Here is an 18,659-nt window from a genome sequence, read left to right on the forward strand (position 1 = left end):
ACGCGGCCCCAATTGGCGTCCTCGCCGGCGATCGCGGTTTTCACCAGCGGCGAGTTCGCCACCGACATCGCGATCCTGCGCGCCGACTTTTTCGACACCGCGCCCTCGACGATGATCTCGACCAGCTTGCGCGCGCCTTCGCCGTCGCGCGCCACCTGCTCGGCGAGGTCGGCCAGCACCGCGCGGAACGCCTTGGTGAACGCCTTCAGGCGCGGATCGCCGGCGCGGCTGATCCTGGGCGCGCCATTCGCGGCGGCCGAACCGGTGGCGAAAGCGAGCACCGTATCCGAGGTCGAGGTGTCGCCGTCGATGGTGACGGCGTTGAAGGTGTCTTCGACCCCCGTCTTCAACAGCGATTGCAGCGCCGCCGCCGCGATCGGCGCGTCGGTGAACACGAAGGCCAGCATGGTCGCCATGTCGGGTGCGATCATGCCGGCACCCTTGGCCATGCCGCTGATCGTGACTTTGGCCTTGCCGAGTTTCACGGAGGCGGTAGCCACTTTCGGAAAGGTGTCGGTGGTCATGATCGCGCGCGCTGCGCCCATCCAGTCGCCGGATGCGGCTTGCGCGGCCAGGCTGCCGAGCACGCCGTCGAATTTCGTGGCATCGAGCGGCTCGCCGATCACGCCGGTGGAGGCGAGAAACACCTCGCTGGCGTTGCACCCGAGCGCCTTGGCGGCGATCGCCGCGGTCAGCGCGGTGGCCTGCCGGCCGGTCTTGCCGGTGAAGGCATTGGCATTGCCGGAATTCACCACCAGCGCGCGGGCTTTGCCGCGGCCGAGTTTGGCTCGACACCATTCCACCGGCGCGGACGGGCATTTCGACTGGGTGAAGACGCCGGCCACGGTGGTCCCTTTGTCCATGACCGCGAGCAGCACGTCGGTGCGGCCCTTGTAGCGGATGCCGGCGGCGGCGGTCGCAAGCTTCACGCCGGCAATCGCGGGCATGTCGGGGACATTGGTCGGGGCGAGCGGGGAAATCGAGGAGGACATGAGGGCTTCCGGCTTCGAGGCGTGGAAGCGCTCTTTATCACCTCAATTGTCAGGACGGGAGAGGGGGTGCGGTGTGATCACCGGCTGGTCGTCCCCGCGAAAGCGGGGACCCATAGCCACCGGCTCCTGTTGTTAAGAAGGCAACAGGCCGTGTGCCCGAACCGCGACGGCACGGCGTATGGGTCCCGGCGTTCGCCGGGACGACGAGGAGTTTACTTCTTCGCGGGCGCCATCTTGGAATCGGCGGGCTTGGCATCGGTCTTCGCCGCCGCATCGTTCGGCTGGTCCATGCGCTCGACTTTCGCGGTTTCGCGCAGCTTCGCCACGTAATCGGCTTGCGCCTTGCGCGTCACATAGGTCTCGATCTGGCCCTTGACCTGCTCGAAGTCGGGCGCCTTGCGGTTGCGCTTCTCCTCGACCTTGATGATGTGCCAGCCGAACTGCGATTTCACCGGATCGGAGATCTTGCCCGGCTCGAGCGCGAAGGCGACGGCGGAGAACTCCGGCACCATCTGGTCTTTGGTGAAGAAGCCGAGATCGCCGCCATCGGACGCCCCGGGATCCTTGGATTTCTTCTTGGCGAGTTCGGCGAAGTCGGCGCCCTTCTTGAGCTCGGCCTCGATCGCCTTGGCCTCGTCCTCGTTCTCAACCAGGATATGCCGGGCATGAACTTCCTGCTCGCCCTCGATCTGCTTGGAGGCGTCGGCATAGACCTTCTTCATGGCTTCATCGGTGGTCGCGGCCTTGCCTTCGACCGCCAGCAGATTGTCCATCAGGAGCCGGTTGCGGGTGAAGGCGAGGCGGGCCTTGAAGTCGTCGCGGTCCTCGATTTTCTTGGCTTCGGCAGCCTTGGCGACAATCTTCATGTCGATCAGGAACGCCAATACGTTTTCTTTCTTGGTCGCGGGGTCCATCTGGGCGAGGCTGGGTCCGAGTTCCTCCTCGGCCAGCGTGACGTCGCTCTGGCGAATTTCAGCGCCGTTCACCTTGGCGAGAACGGGGTTGGCATCTTCGGCCCGCACCGGCAGGCTGGCGAGCAAAACCATCGCGAGACAGCCGGTGGTAGCAAAGGCGAGGCGGGCGCGCGTGCCGAATTTCACTTCGGATGACGACGTGGTCATGGAAAATCCTTATCTTCAAAGCCGTGTGGCGGTTTGGGCAGTAGGGCTGTTTCGGGGCGGCGCGACACTCGCCCAATCATGTGGGCTTGGCAACGCGAAAAGTCTGTCAAAATGATGAATTCCCCGACAGGTCAAGGCCCCGGTTTCGGAAGTCCGTGACCCATCGCGGTGCCCTCCGAGACCAACTTCGGAAACAAACCGGCATCAGCGTGCCGAACCGCTCAAGGGGCCTCAAACTGGCGGCCCGGCCGCCGTTGACAAGGCTCTGGCCCAGCCATATCTCTGCAAAACCTAAGTCAATGGCGATAGAGCGTATTTCGCTGCGTTTTTGGCCGTTGAACCTTGGATTGCTGAATTCCCACTCATTTGGCGGATGATCCCCGGCTGGGGGCCGACCCGCGATGCGTCACGATGAGTTGATTGGCAACCGGGTAGACCACGTCACGGCAGCTCTGCCGACCGCGAAAACAGGAATTTGGCATGATCGGCGCGCTCGCCCGCAAGTTTTTCGGTTCCGCCAATGATCGGCGGATCAAGGGGTATCAGGCCCGGATCGATGCCATCAACGCGCTGGAGCCGGAGATATCGGCGCTTTCGGACGAAGCGCTGAAGGCGCGCACCGGCGAATTCCGCAAGCAACTCGCGGACGGCATGACGCTGGACGATATTCTGGTTCCAGCCTTTGCCACCGTCCGCGAGGCGGCCAAGCGCACGCTCGGCCAGCGGCATTTCGACGTGCAGCTGATCGGCGGCATGGTGCTGCACGAAGGCGATATCGCCGAGATGAAGACCGGTGAAGGCAAGACGCTGGTCGCAACGCTGGCGGTCTACCTCAACGCGCTGGCCGGCAAGGGTGTCCACGTCGTCACCGTTAACGACTATCTGGCCCGGCGCGACTCCGAGTGGATGGGCCAGATCTACGGCTTCCTTGGCATGACCACCGGCGTCATCGTCCACGGGCGGGACGATGGCGAGCGCAAGGAAGCCTACGCGCGCGACATCACCTACGGCACCAACAACGAATACGGCTTCGACTATCTGCGCGACAACATGAAGTACCGGCTCGAGGACATGGTCCAGCGCGGGCACTTCTACGCCATCGTCGACGAGGTCGACTCGATCCTGATCGACGAGGCCCGCACCCCGCTGATCATTTCCGGTCCGCTCGACGATCGTTCGGAATTCTACAACACCATCGACACCTTCTTTCCCAGGCTCGACAAGACCGATTATGACGTCGATGAGAAGCAGCGCACGGTGACGCTGACCGAAGCCGGCATGGAAAAGATCGAAACCCTGCTGCGCGACGCCGGCCTGCTCAAGGGCGATTCCCTCTACGACGTCGAGAACGTCTCGGTCGTTCACCACATCAACCAGGCGCTGCGCGCGCACTCGCTGTTCACCCGCGACAAGGACTACATCGTTCGCGATGACGAGGTCATCATCATCGACGAATTCACCGGCCGCATGATGCAGGGCCGCCGCTATTCCGAAGGCCTGCACCAGGCGCTGGAAGCCAAGGAGCACGTGCAGGTTCAGCCGGAAAACCAGACGCTGGCTTCGATCACGTTCCAGAACTATTTCCGGATGTATGAAAAGCTCGCCGGCATGACCGGCACGGCGTTGACCGAAGCCGACGAACTGTTCGACATCTACAAGCTCGAGGTCGTGGAAATCCCGACCAACGTCGCGGTGGCGCGGCTCGACGAGGACGATGAGGTCTATCGCACCCAGGACGAGAAGCATGCGGCGATCATGGCCGAGGTCGAGCGCGCCAATGCGCGGCTGCAGCCGGTGCTGGTCGGCACCGCTTCGATCGAAAAATCCGAAGTGCTGGCCGAATATCTCAAGAAGCACGGCTACAAGCAGATCGACTTCGGCAACGACAAGGCGATGGAAAAGCTCTATGCCGCCGCCCGCGCCGGCAAGCCGGCCAAGCTGTTCGCGGTGCTGAACGCGCGCTTTCACGAACAGGAAGCCTACATCGTCGCCGAAGCGGGCGTCCCCGGCGCGATCACGATCGCGACCAACATGGCCGGCCGCGGTACCGACATCAAGCTCGGGGGCTCGCTGGAAATGCGCATCCTGCATGAGGCCGCGGAGATCACCGACGAGGCCGAGCGAGCGGCGAAGATCGAACGCATCAAGGCCGACGTCGAACGCTTCCGCGAGATCGTGCTGAAAGCGGAAGAGACCGTCGAGATCGAACCCGCCAAGGGGTCGAGGCCGGCCAAAGCCGTCACCAAACCGGGCGGGCTCTATATCATCGGATCCGAGCGCCATGAATCGCGGCGCATCGACAACCAGCTGCGCGGCCGGTCCGGACGCCAGGGCGATCCCGGCCGCTCGAAATTCTTCCTGTCGCTGGAAGACGATCTGATGCGGATTTTCGGGTCCGACCGGCTCGACAGCATGCTGACGCGGCTCGGCCTCAAGGAAGGCGAGGCCATCATCCATCCCTGGATCAACAAGGCGCTGGAAAAGGCGCAGCAGAAGGTCGAGGCCCGCAACTTCGATATCCGCAAGAATCTGCTGAAATTCGACAACGTCCAGAACGACCAGCGCAAGGTGATCTTCGACCAGCGCATCGAACTGATGAAGGACGAAAGCGTCGCCGAGACCGTCATGGGCATGCGGCACGACTTCATCGACGACATTGTCGCCAAGCACGTTCCCGAACACGCCTATGCCGAGCAGTGGGATGTCGCCGGCCTGAAGGAAGAGCTGACGCGGGTGCTCGGTATCGAGTTGCCGGTCGATGAATGGGCCAAGGAAGAGGGTATCGCCGACGAGGAATTGCTGACGCGCATCGAGCAGCGGGTCGACGAGCACATGGCGGCCAAGGTGGCGCAATGGGGCCCCGAGGTGATGCGCTATGTCGAGAAGACCATCCTGCTGCAGACGCTCGATCATCTCTGGCGCGAGCATCTGGTGATGCTCGATCATCTGCGCCAGGTGATCGGCTTGCGCGGCTACGGCCAGCGCGATCCGCTGCAGGAGTACAAGTCGGAAGCCTTCAGCCTGTACGAGGCGATGGCCGCGCATCTGCGCGAGGCGGTGACGGCGCAACTGATGCGCGTCGAAATCGTGCCGCCGGAAGATCAGCAGCCGGCGTTGCCGCAGATGGAAGCGCACAAGCTCGATCCGAATACCGGCGAGGACGAGATGGCGTTCGCCAATGCCTCGCTGGTGCCCGCCGCAACCGCCAACCGCGATCCGAAGAATCCGGCGAGCTGGGGCAAGGTCGGGCGCAACGAGGACTGTCCGTGCGGCTCAGGCAAGAAATACAAGCACTGCCACGGCAAGTATGCGTGAGGACGCCGATCAGCCCTCACGCTGTTTAGCGACCATCCCGGCCCTCAACGCTCGGTCTTGAGCAGGGGAATGCCGTTCGGATCGCGCGGCGCCGGCATCTGCCGCAGATAGGCGTAGAGATCCGCCGCTTCCTGATCGGAGACGACGGCAGCTTCGTATGGCGGCATCTGGTTTGCCGGGTGGCGAAGCTGATACAGAAAGCCATCGAAGGGGAATTCGGTTCGCGAGACGCGTGGCCCGGTCATCCGTGCGCCCTGACCCGCTAAGCCGTGGCACTGATAACAACCGACCTGAGCGTAGAGCTTCTTGCCGTTCTCGGCATTGCCCGCTGGCCCGGAAGTCTGTGCCCACGCCGGGCCAGCAGCCAACATCACGCCCGTCACCGCGACAATGAGATGCTTCATGGCTCTCTCCTCAGCGCGGCTGCATGACGACGTCGATCAAGGCGGGCTGGCCAGCCTTGACGGCGGCAATGCCCTTGCGGAACGCCTCGGACAGATCATTTGGATCGTTGATCGGTCCGATGCCGACCGCACCGTAGCCTTGCGCGATCCTGGCGTAGTCGATGTTCGGATTGTCGATCATGGTGCCGATAGGGACGTTGCGCAGACCACGATTGTGCCGGTTCGCCATGCGCTGGACGTGCATGACCTCCTGGTGATAGGCGCGATTGTTCTGGATGACGGTCAGGTACGGAATGCCATGGTGCGCGGCCGTCCACAGCGTATGCGGCGCCATGTTGAACTCGCCGTCGCCGGTGATGCTGACGACCACGCGCCCGCCGGCATCGCGATGCGCCAGTGCCGCCCCGAGCGCGGCAACCGGCTGATAACCTACGCCATAGCCGCCAGAGCCGCCGATGAAGCGATAGTGCTTTTCCATCGGCCACAGGCGATGCGGCCAGTTGGACGAGAAGTCGCTGTCCGAGACCAGCGCCCAATCCTCCTTCCTGAGATGCTCCCAGAGCTCCATATACATGCGCGCCGACGAGATCGGGGTCGCGTCCCATGCCAGCGCGGCCTCCGCACGGGCGCGGTCCGCGAAGCCATTATAGGACTCACGCATCTTCTCGCCGCGCATGGCGATGGCGTTCTTGCCGCCGGAGGCGATCTCCCGCTGTACGGCCTCGATCAGGGACGGCAAGGTCGTTTGGGCGTCCGCGGTGATATTGATGTCGGCACCGACGTAGCGCTGGAAGTCCTGGTAATTGGAATGGACCAGCAAATCGCGGGTCGAGATGCAGATGACCTTCACCCCCTTTTTGGACTTCGGGCTCACGGTCCGCTCCAACTGGTCGCGCATGACGTTGAGCTGGCCGTAAAGATCCACCGGCTCGAGCGACAGGATACAGTCGGCCTGCGCGATCAACCCGCCCGCCCGCTCCGACTGGCAAAGATAATGCGTGTTCGGCATGTTCATGCGCGAGCGGTTGTCGATGACCGGCGCCTGCAGAAGCTCGGCAAGCCTGACGAGATTGTCCATCGCCGCTTGCGAGCGGGCATAACGATCCGCGATGATGACCGGCGCTTCAGCCGCGACCAGCATTTTGGCGGCCTCGCGCAAGGCGTTCGGATCCCCTGCGGGTTGCGAGGCTGTCACCAAGAGCGGAATCTTGAGCTTGCGCTGCTCGCGTTCGTCAAGCGGTTCTTCCTGCAGCTTGGTGTCCGCGGTGATGAACACCGGCCCCGGAGGCTGCGCGCAGGCCAGCGTATAGCCACGCACCGTCGACTCGGCAAAATGCTGAAGCGACATTGGATAGTCGTCCCACTTGACGAAGTCGCGCACCGTCGACGCGGCGTCCTGGACGCTGTGGACCCATTCGACCCCGGGCCGGCGCTCGTCGAGCGCACCGGCGTTACCCGTAAAGATGATGATGGGAACGCGGTCGCAGAAGGCATTATAGATGCCCATCGCCGCATGCTGGGTGCCGACCGTTCCATGCACCATCGCCGCCATCGGCTTGCCGGCGACCTTGGCATAGCCATGCGCCATGCCGACCGACACTTCCTCGTGCATGCATGTCAGCCATTCCGGGCGCTTGTTCTGCCCGTAGTTGATGAAGCTTTCTTGCAGGGCGCGAAACGTCGAGCCCGGGCAGGCGGCCATGTAGTCGAGGTTGAGCGTCTTGCAGACCTCGACCATGAAATCGGAGCCGGTCTTTTCGGTTGTCAGTCGGTCGGCTTCCGGCGGATGTTCGCGCTCGCTGGCTCTTGCGGCGGCGGTGGGCGGCGAGGTGTTGCCGGTCGGCTTCTCCGGCGCCTGCGCCTGAGCGGCTGCCGGAGCCACGACGGTCGCGCCGCCGGCGACGACCATCCCTTTCAGAAATCGACGGCGGTGCAATGCAGCCGATTCCGATTCAGCCATGATCGTTCTCCGTGTTTTTTCCCCGCCGAGCCCAGTGCGCTGACGGCTTTTTCATTTTGTATCCGGGGATGTGAGACTATTGCATCGACGGGATCTTATCCAGATGCCGGCGCCAATGCCCAGCGGATCGATCCGGAAGATCACGGGAGGGGGATCGCCGACAAATCTACGTCGTCCGCGCAAGGACGACGACGATGCCCGGCCACGACGGTGCGATGCTGAAGCGGTTTTGCCTTACTTGGCCGCCGAGAACCGGCTCTCGAACGAATTCGCCGATAGAACCGGCTGTGCGCCGGCGACCATGCTGGGTGCTGCGGGAGCGAACGCAGGGGCAGATGAGGCCGCCTCGCTATCGCTCACCCCAGGTTTCAAGGGCGGACGTGCGGCGGCTTGCTTGGTATCGGCCTTCGGTGCCGTTCCCTTGGGAATCGAAGCTTCGGGGCGCGGCGGCTTGGCTTCGGCGACCTTCGGCTTGGCTGGAGCAGGCGGCGGCGCGGCGGTGGCGGTGGTATCGGCGGTGCCGCCAAGGCCGACCTTGCGGGCGAGGCTGGAGAAGAAGCCTTCAGACTGGGTATTTTGCTGGGTATTTTGGGATTGCGTATTCTGAGTCGCGGGTGTCGCGGACGCCACGCGCGTCCCTGAGGCTGGCGGGGTCGCCGGCGCCACCGACGCCGTCCATGGGTCTTCCGGCGACGTCACGGGCCCGCGCGGAGGATTGACCCCGGGAGGAATGGTGCCGGGCGCTTTATCAAGGGTGAGCAGCGCGAGACCGGTACCACCTTCCGACAGCCCGGTATTGCCGCCGGGCAGCTTGGCCGCGAATACCCTGTGCATGCCGCCGTCGATGCCGGTATTGATCCGGGCCACCGGCGTTCCCCGCTCAATCAGCTTGGCGGTCTCGACATGATCGGCATCCTGCTTTTCGCGGACGGCTTCGGCGACTTCATCCGGGATCACATAAGCGGGGCATTTTGCCGAGGCCTCGAATACCGGATCCCGTTTGGCATCCGACGGCTTCACCGCATCGAACACGTATTTCTTTTCGCAGAAATCGACCTTCGGCTCCTGCCGCGTCACTTCGAAATGATCGTAGCCTTCCTTGATCATTTTCCAGAACGGCATGTTCGGATTGTTGCGATGCTTGGCCATGTTGAGCGGCGTCATCCGGAACGGATAGGCCTGAAACTGGAACGACTTTTGACCGCCGAAGAAGGATTCTCGCCCCAGCGAATAGATTTCGGCGATCTGTTCGTCGGTCATGGCGTAGCAGCCGCGCGACGAGCAGTCGCCATGCACCATCAGCTCCGAGCCGGTATGTCCGAGCGACCGGTCGTAGGCATTCGGATAGCCGGTGTTGAATGAAAGATAATACGCCGATTGCGGGTTCATCTGCGCCGGCGAGATCGCATAGAAGCCCTCCGGGGCCTGGCGGTCGCCCTCGCGGACCTTGGGTCCGAGATCTCCCGACCAGCGGCAAATCGGATAGGTCTTCAGCAGGGCGAAGCGGCCCGAACGATCCTGCTTCCAGACCTCGAGCTCGGCTTCCTGCTTGAACAGCCGGACCAGGATCGGCGATTGCAGATCCATGTCCTTTGCCACCATCTCGGCGACGAGTTTTGGCGAAACGGGCTGGTTGGCCTTGGCGTTACTGGCGAGTGAAATTTCGTCGCTGTTGCAGCCGGCCAGCAGCCCACCGGCCGCGAGCGCGGCAGATGTGATAAGCGCGCGAACCAGCGAGCGACCGATCAATGCAAAGCTCCACACCCAACGGGCAATTTTCGCACCCCAACAACGGCGTTCATGCCCTGAAGCCATTGAATAAAATATTATCCTTAAGCCCCCTCTGCCGCAAGCCGACGGGGGCGTTGCGGCGGATCCCAGCCAAGGCATGAATGATTGCAGTTAAATATCGGTGTCTGGGCCTAATTGCGGCCAAAACGGCCGAATTCTGAAAAGGCTGGGGCCCGGAGCATGATTCCGAAAAGATCATGCAAACAGACCGGGGGGCCGCCGCCTTACCGGATTTCCCGCAAAAGGGGCGATTTCACCCCAACTTCCGGCCGATATCGAGGAATTTCTGCCGCCGCTGCCTTCGGATCGCGTCGGAATCGAGGTTGCGCAGGTCGTCCAGGGTTTGGGCGATGGCATCGCCGGTGGTCGCGATCATGGCGGCGGGGTCGCGATGCGCGCCGCCAGCCGGCTCCTTGAGAATCTGGTCGATCACGCCAAAACGCAGCATGTCCTGCGCGGTGATCTTCATGCTGGTCGCGGCTTCCTGCGCCTTGGTTCCGTCGCGCCACAGAATCGAGGAGGCGGCCTCCGGCGAGATCACGCTGTAGATCGCGTGCTCGAACATCAGCACGCGGTTGGCAGTGGTGATGGCGATGGCGCCGCCGGACATTCCCTCGCCGGTGATGATCGCGATATTGGGCACCCCAAGCGACAGGCAGGCGTCGGTCGAGCGCGCGATGGCTTCGGCCTGGCCGCGCTCTTCCGCGCCGATGCCGGGATAGGCGCCGGCGGAATCGACGATCGACAGCACGGGAATGCCGAATCGATCCGCCATCTCCATCAGCCGCACGGCCTTGCGATAGCCCTCCGGGCGCGCCATGCCGAAATTATGCTTGATGCGGGAGTCGGTGGTGGCGCCCTTCTCCTGGCCGATCACGCAGATGCTCTCGCCGCGGAAGCGGCCGAACCCGCCCACCAGCGCCTCGTCCTCGCCGAACTTGCGGTCGCCCGCCAGCGGCGTGAATTCCGATATCAGCGCGTTGATGAAATCGGTCAGATGCGGCCGCTGCGGATGGCGCGCCACCAGGGTTTTCTGCCACGGCGTCAGATTGGCGTAGAGGTCGTGAAGCGCCTGGGCCGCCTTGTCCTCGATCCGGGTGATCTCTTCGCCGATGTCGCTGCCGGAAGCCGCCAGCGCGCGCAATTCATCGACCTTGGAGTCGAGTTCGGCGACGGGCTTTTCGAAATCGAGGTAACTGCGCATGTGATCCGGCATCAAACCAATATAAGGACGAAGCCGCCCGGGAGCGAAGCGGCTTCCGGTTCGCGCCAAGAAAGCGCGTACCTTCAATTACTTAGAGCGCATTCCGACGCCAGATGGGTGCCCGTTGGGCCAACTTTCCACCGGGGGCAGGGCGGGAAGAGGCTCTTTCACGGCAGAGGAGGCGGAAGTCAAGCTGCGGATCACCGCGTCGTCGCCATCCCGGCCGGAAAGATGATTCGCTACTTCTCCGCCAGCGGATGCAGGTCGCGCACCAGGCTTTTCAGCCGCTCCTCGACCACATGGGTATAGATCTGCGTCGTCGAGATATCGGTGTGGCCGAGCAGCGTTTGCACGATGCGCAAATCGGCGCCGTTATGCAGAAGATGGCTCGCGAAGGCGTGACGCAGCACATGCGGGCTGACCAGCCGCGGCGCCAGCCCGGCGGATGCCGCCAGTTCCTTGAGGTCGCGCGCAAAATGTTGCCGCGTCAAATGCCCGCTCTCGCCGAAAGAGGGAAACAGCCATTTCGAGGCGGCGGCGTTTTTCTTCATCTGCGGCTTGATCGCTTCCATCGCCGCGAGATAATCCGCCATCGCCTGTCGCGAGGCCTGGTTCAGCGGCACCAGCCGTTCCTTGTCGCCCTTGCCGCGCACCACGATCATGCGGGCGTCGCGGCGCGACGCCGAGAGCGGCAGCGCCACCAGTTCGGAGACGCGTAGGCCGGTGGCGTAGAGCACCTCAAGCAGGCAATAGAGCCGCATCGTGCGAAGCCGCTGCAGGCCGGAGGCTTCCGACATTTCGGCCTGTGCCTTGGCGTGAACCAGCAATCGGTCGACATCCGATATCGACAGCACTTTCGGTAGGCCGCGGCCACGCTTTGGTCCTGACAAGATCGCCGCGGGATCGTCGCTCCGGACCCGCTCGTTCAAGAGGAAGCGAAACAGATGGCGCATCGCCGACAGCCGGCGCGCCACGCTCGACGACTTGAAGCCTCGTCCGTCAAGGTCGGCGAGGTAGTCCCGCAGGGCTTGCGTCTCGGCGCTGGTAAAGCCCTGGCCGCTGCAGCCAAGAAATTCGGAAAAATCCGTCAGGTCGCGGCGATAGGCATCGAGGGTGTTGTCGCCGGCTCCCTGTTCCGCCGCGAGCATGTCGAGGAACAGGTTGATCAGTTTGGCGTCTGAGGGCTTGGCGCGCATTGGCCGACCTTAGCGCCGATTCCTTGACGAAGCCTATTTCTTCAGGAATTTGTCCGCCGGGATGGTCACCGTCATTTCCCTCGGTTTCGGGTTGACGAAATTCGCCAGCGCGAAAATCACGCCGTAGATGACCCCGGCGATGACAGCGACAACGGTCAGAAAGCGGAACAGGCTGGGCATGCGAAGGCCTCGGGCGGCCCATTAACCATTGAATTGATCGGGGATAGCCTGATTTGACTACCACCATGTTCGCCACTTCGTTGCAAGACTCTCTGGCAACGGTATCGGCGGGGGTAGTATGGTCGTGCGGAATGCCGCATCCGCGGCCCTCGAGCGATGACATGTCTGAGAAAGCCGCACCGGCCAACGCCAGCGCAACCCAGGAGGCCGAGATCACCGCGGCACTGGGCGGCCGTTCGGTCGTGCTGGTGGGGATGATGGGAGCCGGCAAATCCACCATCGGACGGCGGCTGTCGGCGCGGCTCAGGCTACCGTTTCTCGACGCCGATGCGGAAATCGAGGCGGCGGCGGGCATGTCGATCCCTGACATTTTCGAATCCCGTGGTGAGCCGGACTTCAGGGACGGCGAGGCGCGGGTGATCGCGCGGCTTCTCGATGGCGGTCCGGTCGTGCTGGCTACCGGCGGCGGCGCCTTCATGCGCCAGGAGACCCGCGACCGCATCCGCGACCGGGCCGTCTCGATCTGGCTCAAGGCGGATGCCGAGATCATCATGCGCAGGGTGAGGCGCCGTTCCGATCGTCCGCTGCTGCAGACCGCCGATCCCGAATCGACCGTCGGGCGTCTGATCAGCGAACGCGAGCCGGTCTATCAGCAGGCGGATTTGACGATCTGGTCACGCGACGTGCCGCACGAGAAGATCGTCGATGAATGCATCGAGGCCCTGCACGCCCTTCTGTGCGGCGGCTGCATGCAAACCCACGATAGAATGGGCGTCACACCATGACCGCGCCGCTGAAACATTCCGATCCGATCACCGTCGATGTCGCGCTCGGCGATCGCGCCTATGACATCGTCATCGGCCGCGACGTGCTGCCGTCGCTGGGCGGGCGCGTCGCCGCATTGCGGCCCGGCGCGCGTACCGCCATCGTCACCGACCGCAATGTGGCAAAGCACTGGCTTGAGAAGACCGAGGCCTCGCTGGCGGAGGCCGGGATCGCCACCTCGCGGGTCATTGTCGAGGAAGGCGAGGGCTCGAAGACCTATGCCGGTCTCGAACAGGTCAGCGAGGCGCTGATCGCCGCGAAGATCGAACGCAACGATCTGGTGATCGCGCTCGGCGGCGGCGTAGTCGGCGACCTCGCGGGCTTCGCGGCCGCGATCCTGCGCCGCGGCGTCGATTTTGTGCAGGTGCCGACCTCGCTGCTGGCGCAGGTCGACTCCTCGGTCGGCGGCAAAACCGGAATCAATTCGCCGAAGGGCAAGAATCTGCTCGGCGCGTTTCACCAGCCGGTCCTGGTGGTCGCCGATACCGCCGTGCTCGACACCTTGTCGCCGCGCCAGTTCCGCGCCGGCTATGCCGAAGTCGCCAAATACGGCGTGCTCGGCGACGAGGCTTTTTTTGCCTGGCTGGAGACCAATCACGCCGATATTTTCGCAGGCGGCGCCGCTCGCGAGCATGCGATCGCCACCTCTTGCCGGGCCAAGGCCGCGATCGTCGCACGCGACGAGCGCGAGACCGGCGAACGGGCGCTGCTCAATCTCGGCCACACCTTCGGTCACGCGCTCGAAGCCGCCACCGGCTTTTCCGACCGGCTGTTTCACGGTGAAGGCGTTTCCGTCGGCATGGTGCTGGCGGCGGAACTGTCGGCGCAGCTCGGGATGATCGCCGAGCAGGACGCCATGCGCGTCAGGCGCCACCTTGCCGAGGTCGGCCTGCCGACCCATTTGCAGGATATCGCCGGATTCAGCCAGGAGGGGCTTGCCGACGCCGACGCGCTGATGGCGCTGATGGCGCAGGACAAGAAGGTCAAGCGCGGCCGGCTCACTTTCATCCTGCTCGGGGCCGTCGGCGGCGCCGTGATCGCTCCCGACGTCGAACCTTCATTGGTTCGCGATTTTCTGCAAGCCAAGCTCGAGCGCAGAGCATGATCCGGCAACGTGGAAACCGGGTTTCCGAAGAGATCACGCGTCACAGATAGATGAAATGAATATCGGCGTCATGGATTGGGTTACATTCTCCATTGTGATCGGTTGTCTGCTGGTCTCGGCGTTCTTCGCCGCGAGCGAGACCGCGTTGACCGGCGCGTCGCGCGCCAGCATGCTGCGGCTGTCGAAACAGGGCAATCAGGACGCCGCCATCGTCTCCAGTCTGTCCGCGTTGCGCGAGCGGTTGATCGGCGCGCTGTTGCTCGGCAACAACATCGCCAATATCGGCGCCTCGGCGCTGGCGACCGGCATCTTCACGACATGGTTCGGCGAAGTCGGCGTGCTTTACGCCACCGCCGTCATGACGGCACTGGTCGTGATCTTCGCCGAGGTGCTGCCGAAGACCATCGCCATCAATGCGCCGGACCGGGTGGCGCTGCTGGTGGCGCGCCCGATGAAGGTCATGGTGTTTCTGCTGGGACCGCTGCTCAGCGTCGTCGAGGCCGTCGTTCACGTGCTGATGCGGCTGATCGGCGTCAATATCGGCCACAACCAGCCGATTCTGTCGCCATTCGAGCGACTGCGCGGTGCGGTCGATCTGCTCCATCACGAAGGCAAGGTCGAAAAGCAGGACCGCGACATGTTCGGCGGGTTACTGGACCTGCGCGAGCTGCAGGTCTCCGACGTGATGGTCCATCGCACCGAAATGGTGATGATCAACGCCGACCTGCCGCCGGAGGAGCTGGTACGCGAGGTGCTGGCGACCGAATACACCAGAATTCCGCTGTGGCGCGACAAGCCTGAAAACATCATCGGCGTGCTGCACGCCAAGGACTTGTTGCGTGCGATCCGCGCCGCGGACGGCGAGACCTCGAAGATCGATGTCTCGACCATCGCGCTGCCGCCGTGGTTCGTGCCGGAGATGCGCTCGGTTTCCGAACAGCTCAAGGCGTTCCGCCGCCGCAAGACCCACTTCGCGCTGGTGGTCGATGAATACGGCGAAGTCGAAGGCATGGTGACGCTGGAGGATATCCTGGAAGAGATCGTCGGCGATATTTCCGACGAGCACGATGTGGTGGTGGCCGGCGTTCGTGCCCAGCCCGACGGGTCGGTGGTGGTCGACGGCTCGGTGCCGATCCGCGATCTCAACCGTGCCATGGACTGGCATCTTCCGGACGAGGAAGCCACCACGGTGGCGGGACTGGTGATCCACGAGGCCCGCTCGATCCCGGAGCGCGGCCAGAGTTTCACATTTCACGGCTTCCGTTTTCGCGTGCTGCGGCGTGAGCGCAACCGCATCACCGCGCTGCGGATCGTGGCCGTGCCGCGCGAGACCGAGGTCGAGGAGAAGAAGCCGCGGCGGGCCGGCAAGGCATTTTAGAACCTTCCGGGTCGTCATCATCCGCGAAAGCCAGCCATTGCGGGCATGACGGCTAGGAGTCCGCTTCCCCCGGCGCCTGTGCCCGGATGGCCAGCGCATGCACGCTTCCCGCGAGTTCCCCCGCCAGCGTTGCATTAATCATGCGGTGGCGTTCGATTCGGCTCTTCCCTTCGAAGGCCGGCGATACAATATATATCCTGAAATGCGTCTCGCCGCCCGGCCTGTGGCCGGCATGGCCTTCATGAAGATGTGATTCGTCCGTGACGTCGAGGCTTTCCGGCGTGAAAGCTTCATGCAACTTGTTTGTGATAGTGTCTTTGGTGCTCATGGCGGCGGCAATACGCACCAAAGCCGCCTTTCGTCAATGGTGCCTCGGGAGTGAAGGTTTCCGCAATGTCAAGACTTGAAGCTTTTCGCATTGCGTTGTCATAGTCAGCCATGCCGATTGATTCATCCAAATTCTTCGACTCCATTCGCATCAAGCCCAACAAGCTGAGCGCGAAGCAGCAGGCGCAGGCGCGCGAAGCCTCCGCGATGTGCGAATGGCCGGACTGCAAGAACAAGGGGCCGCATCGCGCGCCCAAGGGCCGGGCCAACGACAAGGAGTACTGGCACTTCTGTCTCAACCACGTCCGCGAATACAACCAGTCCTATAATTTCTTCTCCGGCATGAACGCGGATGCGGTCGCGCGTTACCAGAAGGACGCGCTGACCGGCCATCGTCCGACCTGGAAGATGGGCGCCAATACCAGCTCCAAGAAGGGCAAGGGGGGCGGTCCGGAGGCCGATCTCGAAGGCGCCGCCGATCCGTTCAGCATGTTCAGCGAGCTCAACGGCCGCGGCCGCTGGCGGCCAGGTCCAGGCGGTGCCGCCGGCGAGACCAAGGTCGAGACGCGGAAGATTTTCAACGCCGAGCGCAAGGCGCTGCAGGTGATGGGGCTCGGCTCCGACGCCACGCTTGAGACGGTCAAGGCCAAATACAAGGCGCTGGTAAAGCAGCATCATCCCGACGCCAATGGCGGCGACCGCTCCACCGAGGACCGCCTGATCGAGATCATCAAGGCGTATAATTACCTCAAGACGATCGTGCGCGGCGCGAGCTAATCTCTTTCGTCGTCCCGGCGTCCGCCGGGACCCTGGACCGCAATATTATCTAAAATCGTTTCGAATCCGCTCGGGTGTCGGTTCGATCAGGCGTCCGCCATATCTGCGACGGATCGTCCAGCTCGCCAGTGCGAGGATCAGCGCGAGGCCTGCCACCGTCAGTATCCAGTAATACTTGCCCAACCCGGTATGATGCGAAATCCCGGCGTATTCGTGCAGCGCGGATACCGCCAGCACCCCGGGAAGTACGTGTGCCGGCGCCCACACGAGGATGGCGGGGATGTTGACGGCGTAAAACCGCAGCGGCGCCATGCCCAGCGCACCCGCCGTGACGGGCACGAAGGCTCGGATCGGCGGCACGAAGCGCGCGAAGAACACCGCCAACACGCCCCAGCGATGGAAAAAGGCTTCGCTCTGCGCGATCAGGCGCGGATAGTTTGTCATCGGCCATGCGCTGAGGATCTCGCGCTGGGCCCGATGCCCGATCCAGAACGCCGATCCATCGCCGAGCAGGGCCCCGGCGATAGCGGCTGCCAGCACCCATTCCAGCTGCAGTTCGCCGCCAGGCACCAGCGCGCTCAGCGCAAGAATGATGGTGGAACCCGGAATCACCGAGCCTACGACCGGAACCGCTTCCAACAGGGCAGCCAGAAACAGGGTGAAATAGGCAAGTCCAGCATGCGCCGAGACGAACGCAATCAATGGATCGATCAATGAAGCCACGAAATTCCTGTGCTGGCGGAGCACTCCGGTCGGGGTGCAGACCTAACATAACTGGTGATGGGGATGGAAAGTGCCATAAGGCCGCCATTGGACGGGGCCTGCCATGAAAGCATGGCGTGATTCGCAGGGCAGCCTTCCAAAAACCGGGCCCAATGCCTATCTTGATGATAACGCAACGGAACTTTGATTGGATCGCGGGCTTCTGCCAACCGTCGCTCTCTGATAGGTTCCGTTAAGCACCCATCCGCAGCCATACCGCAAATCTGGTTTCGGGAGCGCCCGAGACCTCGGAGGATTGATGACGACCGTCGCCATGACCAAAGTTCAGGAGCCCGCCGGTTTGCCCGATATGAAGGTGTCGGTGCGGCAGGTATTCGGCATCGACAGCGACCTCGAAGTGCCGGCCTATTCCGAAGTCGATCCGCATGTGCCGGACGTCGATTCGGATTACCGCTTCGATCGCGCCACCACGCTCGCCATTCTCGCCGGCTTTGCCAAGAACCGCCGCGTCATGGTCACGGGCTATCACGGCACCGGCAAGTCGACCCATATCGAGCAGGTCGCAGCAAGGCTCAATTGGCCGTGCGTGCGCGTCAATCTCGACAGCCATATCAGCCGTATCGATCTGGTGGGCAAGGATTCCATCGTCGTGCGCGACGGCATGCAGGTCACCGAATTTCGCGACGGCATCCTACCGTGGGCGCTACAGCACAATATCGCGCTGGTGTTCGACGAATACGACGCCGGCCGCCCCGATGTGATGTTCGTGATCCAGCGCGTGCTGGAGGTCTCCGGCCGCCTGACGCTGCTCGACCAGAACAAGGTGATCAAGCCGCATCCGGCATTCCGGCTGTTTTCGACCGCCAACACGGTTGGGCTCGGCGACACCTCCGGCCTCTATCACGGCACCCAGCAGATCAACCAGGGCCAGATGGACCGCTGGTCGATCGTCACAACGCTCAACTATCTGGCGCATGACGAGGAAGTCGAGATCGTACTGGCGAAAGCGCGTCATTACCGCAATCAGGAAGGCCGCGACATCGTCAACAAGATGGTGCGGCTTGCCGATCTCACCCGCAACGCCTTCGCCAACGGCGATCTGTCGACGGTGATGAGCCCGCGCACCGTGATCACATGGGCGGAAAACGCCGAGATTTTCACCGATATCGGTTTTGCATTCCGCGTCACCTTCCTCAACAAGTGCGATGAGCTGGAACGGCCGCTGGTGGCTGAATTCTATCAGCGCTGCTTCAATGCAGAGCTCGCGGAGTCCTCGGTCAACGTGGCGCTGAGCTAGCGTCGTAGTATTCTCAAGGTCGTCCCCGCGGAAGCGGGGACCCATACGCCGGGAAATTTCAATA

16 protein-coding genes are annotated in these 18,659 nt (G+C 63.1%); 6 read left to right on the plus strand and 10 right to left on the minus strand.

From position 1 onward, the window contains the following. Both argJ and E8A46_RS29785 read right to left on the minus strand, forming a co-directional pair. The coding region (gene argJ / locus E8A46_RS29780) for a bifunctional glutamate N-acetyltransferase/amino-acid acetyltransferase ArgJ (protein ID WP_291568772.1) at positions 1-992 on the minus strand (992 nt) is incomplete at its 3' end. A gap of 212 nt (positions 993-1,204) precedes the next feature. Further along, a complete protein-coding gene (locus E8A46_RS29785) occupies positions 1,205-2,113 on the minus strand; it encodes a peptidylprolyl isomerase (RefSeq protein ID WP_291568774.1) in 909 nt (302 codons plus the stop codon). Positions 2,114-2,593: 480 nt separating this feature from the next. Here E8A46_RS29785 and secA point away from each other — a divergent pair, with 480 nt between their 5' ends. Next, positions 2,594-5,428: a preprotein translocase subunit SecA gene (gene secA / locus E8A46_RS29790; RefSeq protein WP_291568776.1), complete on the plus strand. Its 2,835-nt coding sequence runs from the start codon at positions 2,594-2,596 to the stop codon at positions 5,426-5,428. Between the two features lie 44 nt (positions 5,429-5,472). Here the strand turns inward: secA and E8A46_RS29795 are convergent, their stop codons facing one another. The 6 genes from E8A46_RS29795 to E8A46_RS29820 all read right to left on the minus strand — a co-directional run bounded on the left by E8A46_RS29795 (position 5,473) and on the right by E8A46_RS29820 (position 12,163). After that, on the minus strand, positions 5,473-5,832 hold the full coding sequence (locus E8A46_RS29795) for a cytochrome c (RefSeq protein WP_291568777.1): 360 nt from the start codon (positions 5,830-5,832) through the stop codon (positions 5,473-5,475). A gap of 10 nt (positions 5,833-5,842) precedes the next feature. After that, a complete protein-coding gene (locus tag E8A46_RS29800) occupies positions 5,843-7,792 on the minus strand; it encodes a thiamine pyrophosphate-dependent enzyme (protein ID WP_291568780.1) in 1,950 nt (649 codons plus the stop codon). 234 nt (positions 7,793-8,026) lie between these two features. After that, positions 8,027-9,541, minus strand: a complete 1,515-nt coding sequence (locus E8A46_RS29805; protein WP_291568781.1) for a murein L,D-transpeptidase family protein — start codon at positions 9,539-9,541, stop codon at positions 8,027-8,029. A gap of 295 nt (positions 9,542-9,836) precedes the next feature. After that, on the minus strand, positions 9,837-10,799 hold the full coding sequence (locus E8A46_RS29810; RefSeq protein ID WP_291568782.1) for an acetyl-CoA carboxylase carboxyltransferase subunit alpha: 963 nt from the start codon (positions 10,797-10,799) through the stop codon (positions 9,837-9,839). 227 nt (positions 10,800-11,026) lie between these two features. Continuing rightward, the gene (xerD, locus tag E8A46_RS29815; protein WP_291568783.1) at positions 11,027-11,983 is read right to left on the minus strand and encodes a site-specific tyrosine recombinase XerD; all 957 of its coding nucleotides are present in this window, start codon (positions 11,981-11,983) and stop codon (positions 11,027-11,029) included. Positions 11,984-12,016: 33 nt separating this feature from the next. Next, complete coding sequence (locus tag E8A46_RS29820) at positions 12,017-12,163, minus strand: histidine kinase (RefSeq protein ID WP_291568785.1); 147 nt, start codon at positions 12,161-12,163, stop codon at positions 12,017-12,019. 161 nt (positions 12,164-12,324) lie between these two features. Here E8A46_RS29820 and E8A46_RS29825 point away from each other — a divergent pair, with 161 nt between their 5' ends. The 3 genes from E8A46_RS29825 to E8A46_RS29835 all read left to right on the plus strand — a co-directional run bounded on the left by E8A46_RS29825 (position 12,325) and on the right by E8A46_RS29835 (position 15,471). Next, positions 12,325-12,948: a shikimate kinase gene (locus E8A46_RS29825; protein ID WP_291568787.1), complete on the plus strand. Its 624-nt coding sequence runs from the start codon at positions 12,325-12,327 to the stop codon at positions 12,946-12,948. After that, entirely contained in the window at positions 12,945-14,093 is a 1,149-nt protein-coding gene (gene aroB / locus E8A46_RS29830) for a 3-dehydroquinate synthase (RefSeq protein ID WP_291568789.1), read from the plus strand. Before E8A46_RS29825 ends, aroB begins: the two co-directional genes overlap by 4 nt. A gap of 70 nt (positions 14,094-14,163) precedes the next feature. Beyond that, positions 14,164-15,471, plus strand: coding sequence for an HlyC/CorC family transporter (locus E8A46_RS29835; RefSeq protein ID WP_291568824.1), 1,308 nt, complete (start codon positions 14,164-14,166; stop codon positions 15,469-15,471). 52 nt (positions 15,472-15,523) lie between these two features. Here the strand turns inward: E8A46_RS29835 and E8A46_RS29840 are convergent, their stop codons facing one another. Further along, positions 15,524-15,799, minus strand: coding sequence for a BolA family protein (locus E8A46_RS29840; RefSeq protein ID WP_291568826.1), 276 nt, complete (start codon positions 15,797-15,799; stop codon positions 15,524-15,526). A gap of 110 nt (positions 15,800-15,909) precedes the next feature. Between E8A46_RS29840 and E8A46_RS29845 the strand changes: the two genes are divergently transcribed. Next, the gene (locus E8A46_RS29845; RefSeq protein ID WP_291568791.1) at positions 15,910-16,575 is read left to right on the plus strand and encodes a DnaJ domain-containing protein; all 666 of its coding nucleotides are present in this window, start codon (positions 15,910-15,912) and stop codon (positions 16,573-16,575) included. Between the two features lie 45 nt (positions 16,576-16,620). Here the strand turns inward: E8A46_RS29845 and E8A46_RS29850 are convergent, their stop codons facing one another. Then, positions 16,621-17,298, minus strand: coding sequence for a DedA family protein (locus tag E8A46_RS29850; RefSeq protein WP_291568792.1), 678 nt, complete (start codon positions 17,296-17,298; stop codon positions 16,621-16,623). Positions 17,299-17,596: 298 nt separating this feature from the next. Here E8A46_RS29850 and cobS point away from each other — a divergent pair, with 298 nt between their 5' ends. Further along, the gene (gene cobS / locus E8A46_RS29855; RefSeq protein WP_291568794.1) at positions 17,597-18,595 is read left to right on the plus strand and encodes a cobaltochelatase subunit CobS; all 999 of its coding nucleotides are present in this window, start codon (positions 17,597-17,599) and stop codon (positions 18,593-18,595) included. Positions 18,596-18,659: the final 64 nt, after the last annotated feature.

This window comes from Bradyrhizobium sp., assembly GCF_004799445.1.
Taxonomy (GTDB): domain Bacteria; phylum Pseudomonadota; class Alphaproteobacteria; order Rhizobiales; family Xanthobacteraceae; genus Bradyrhizobium.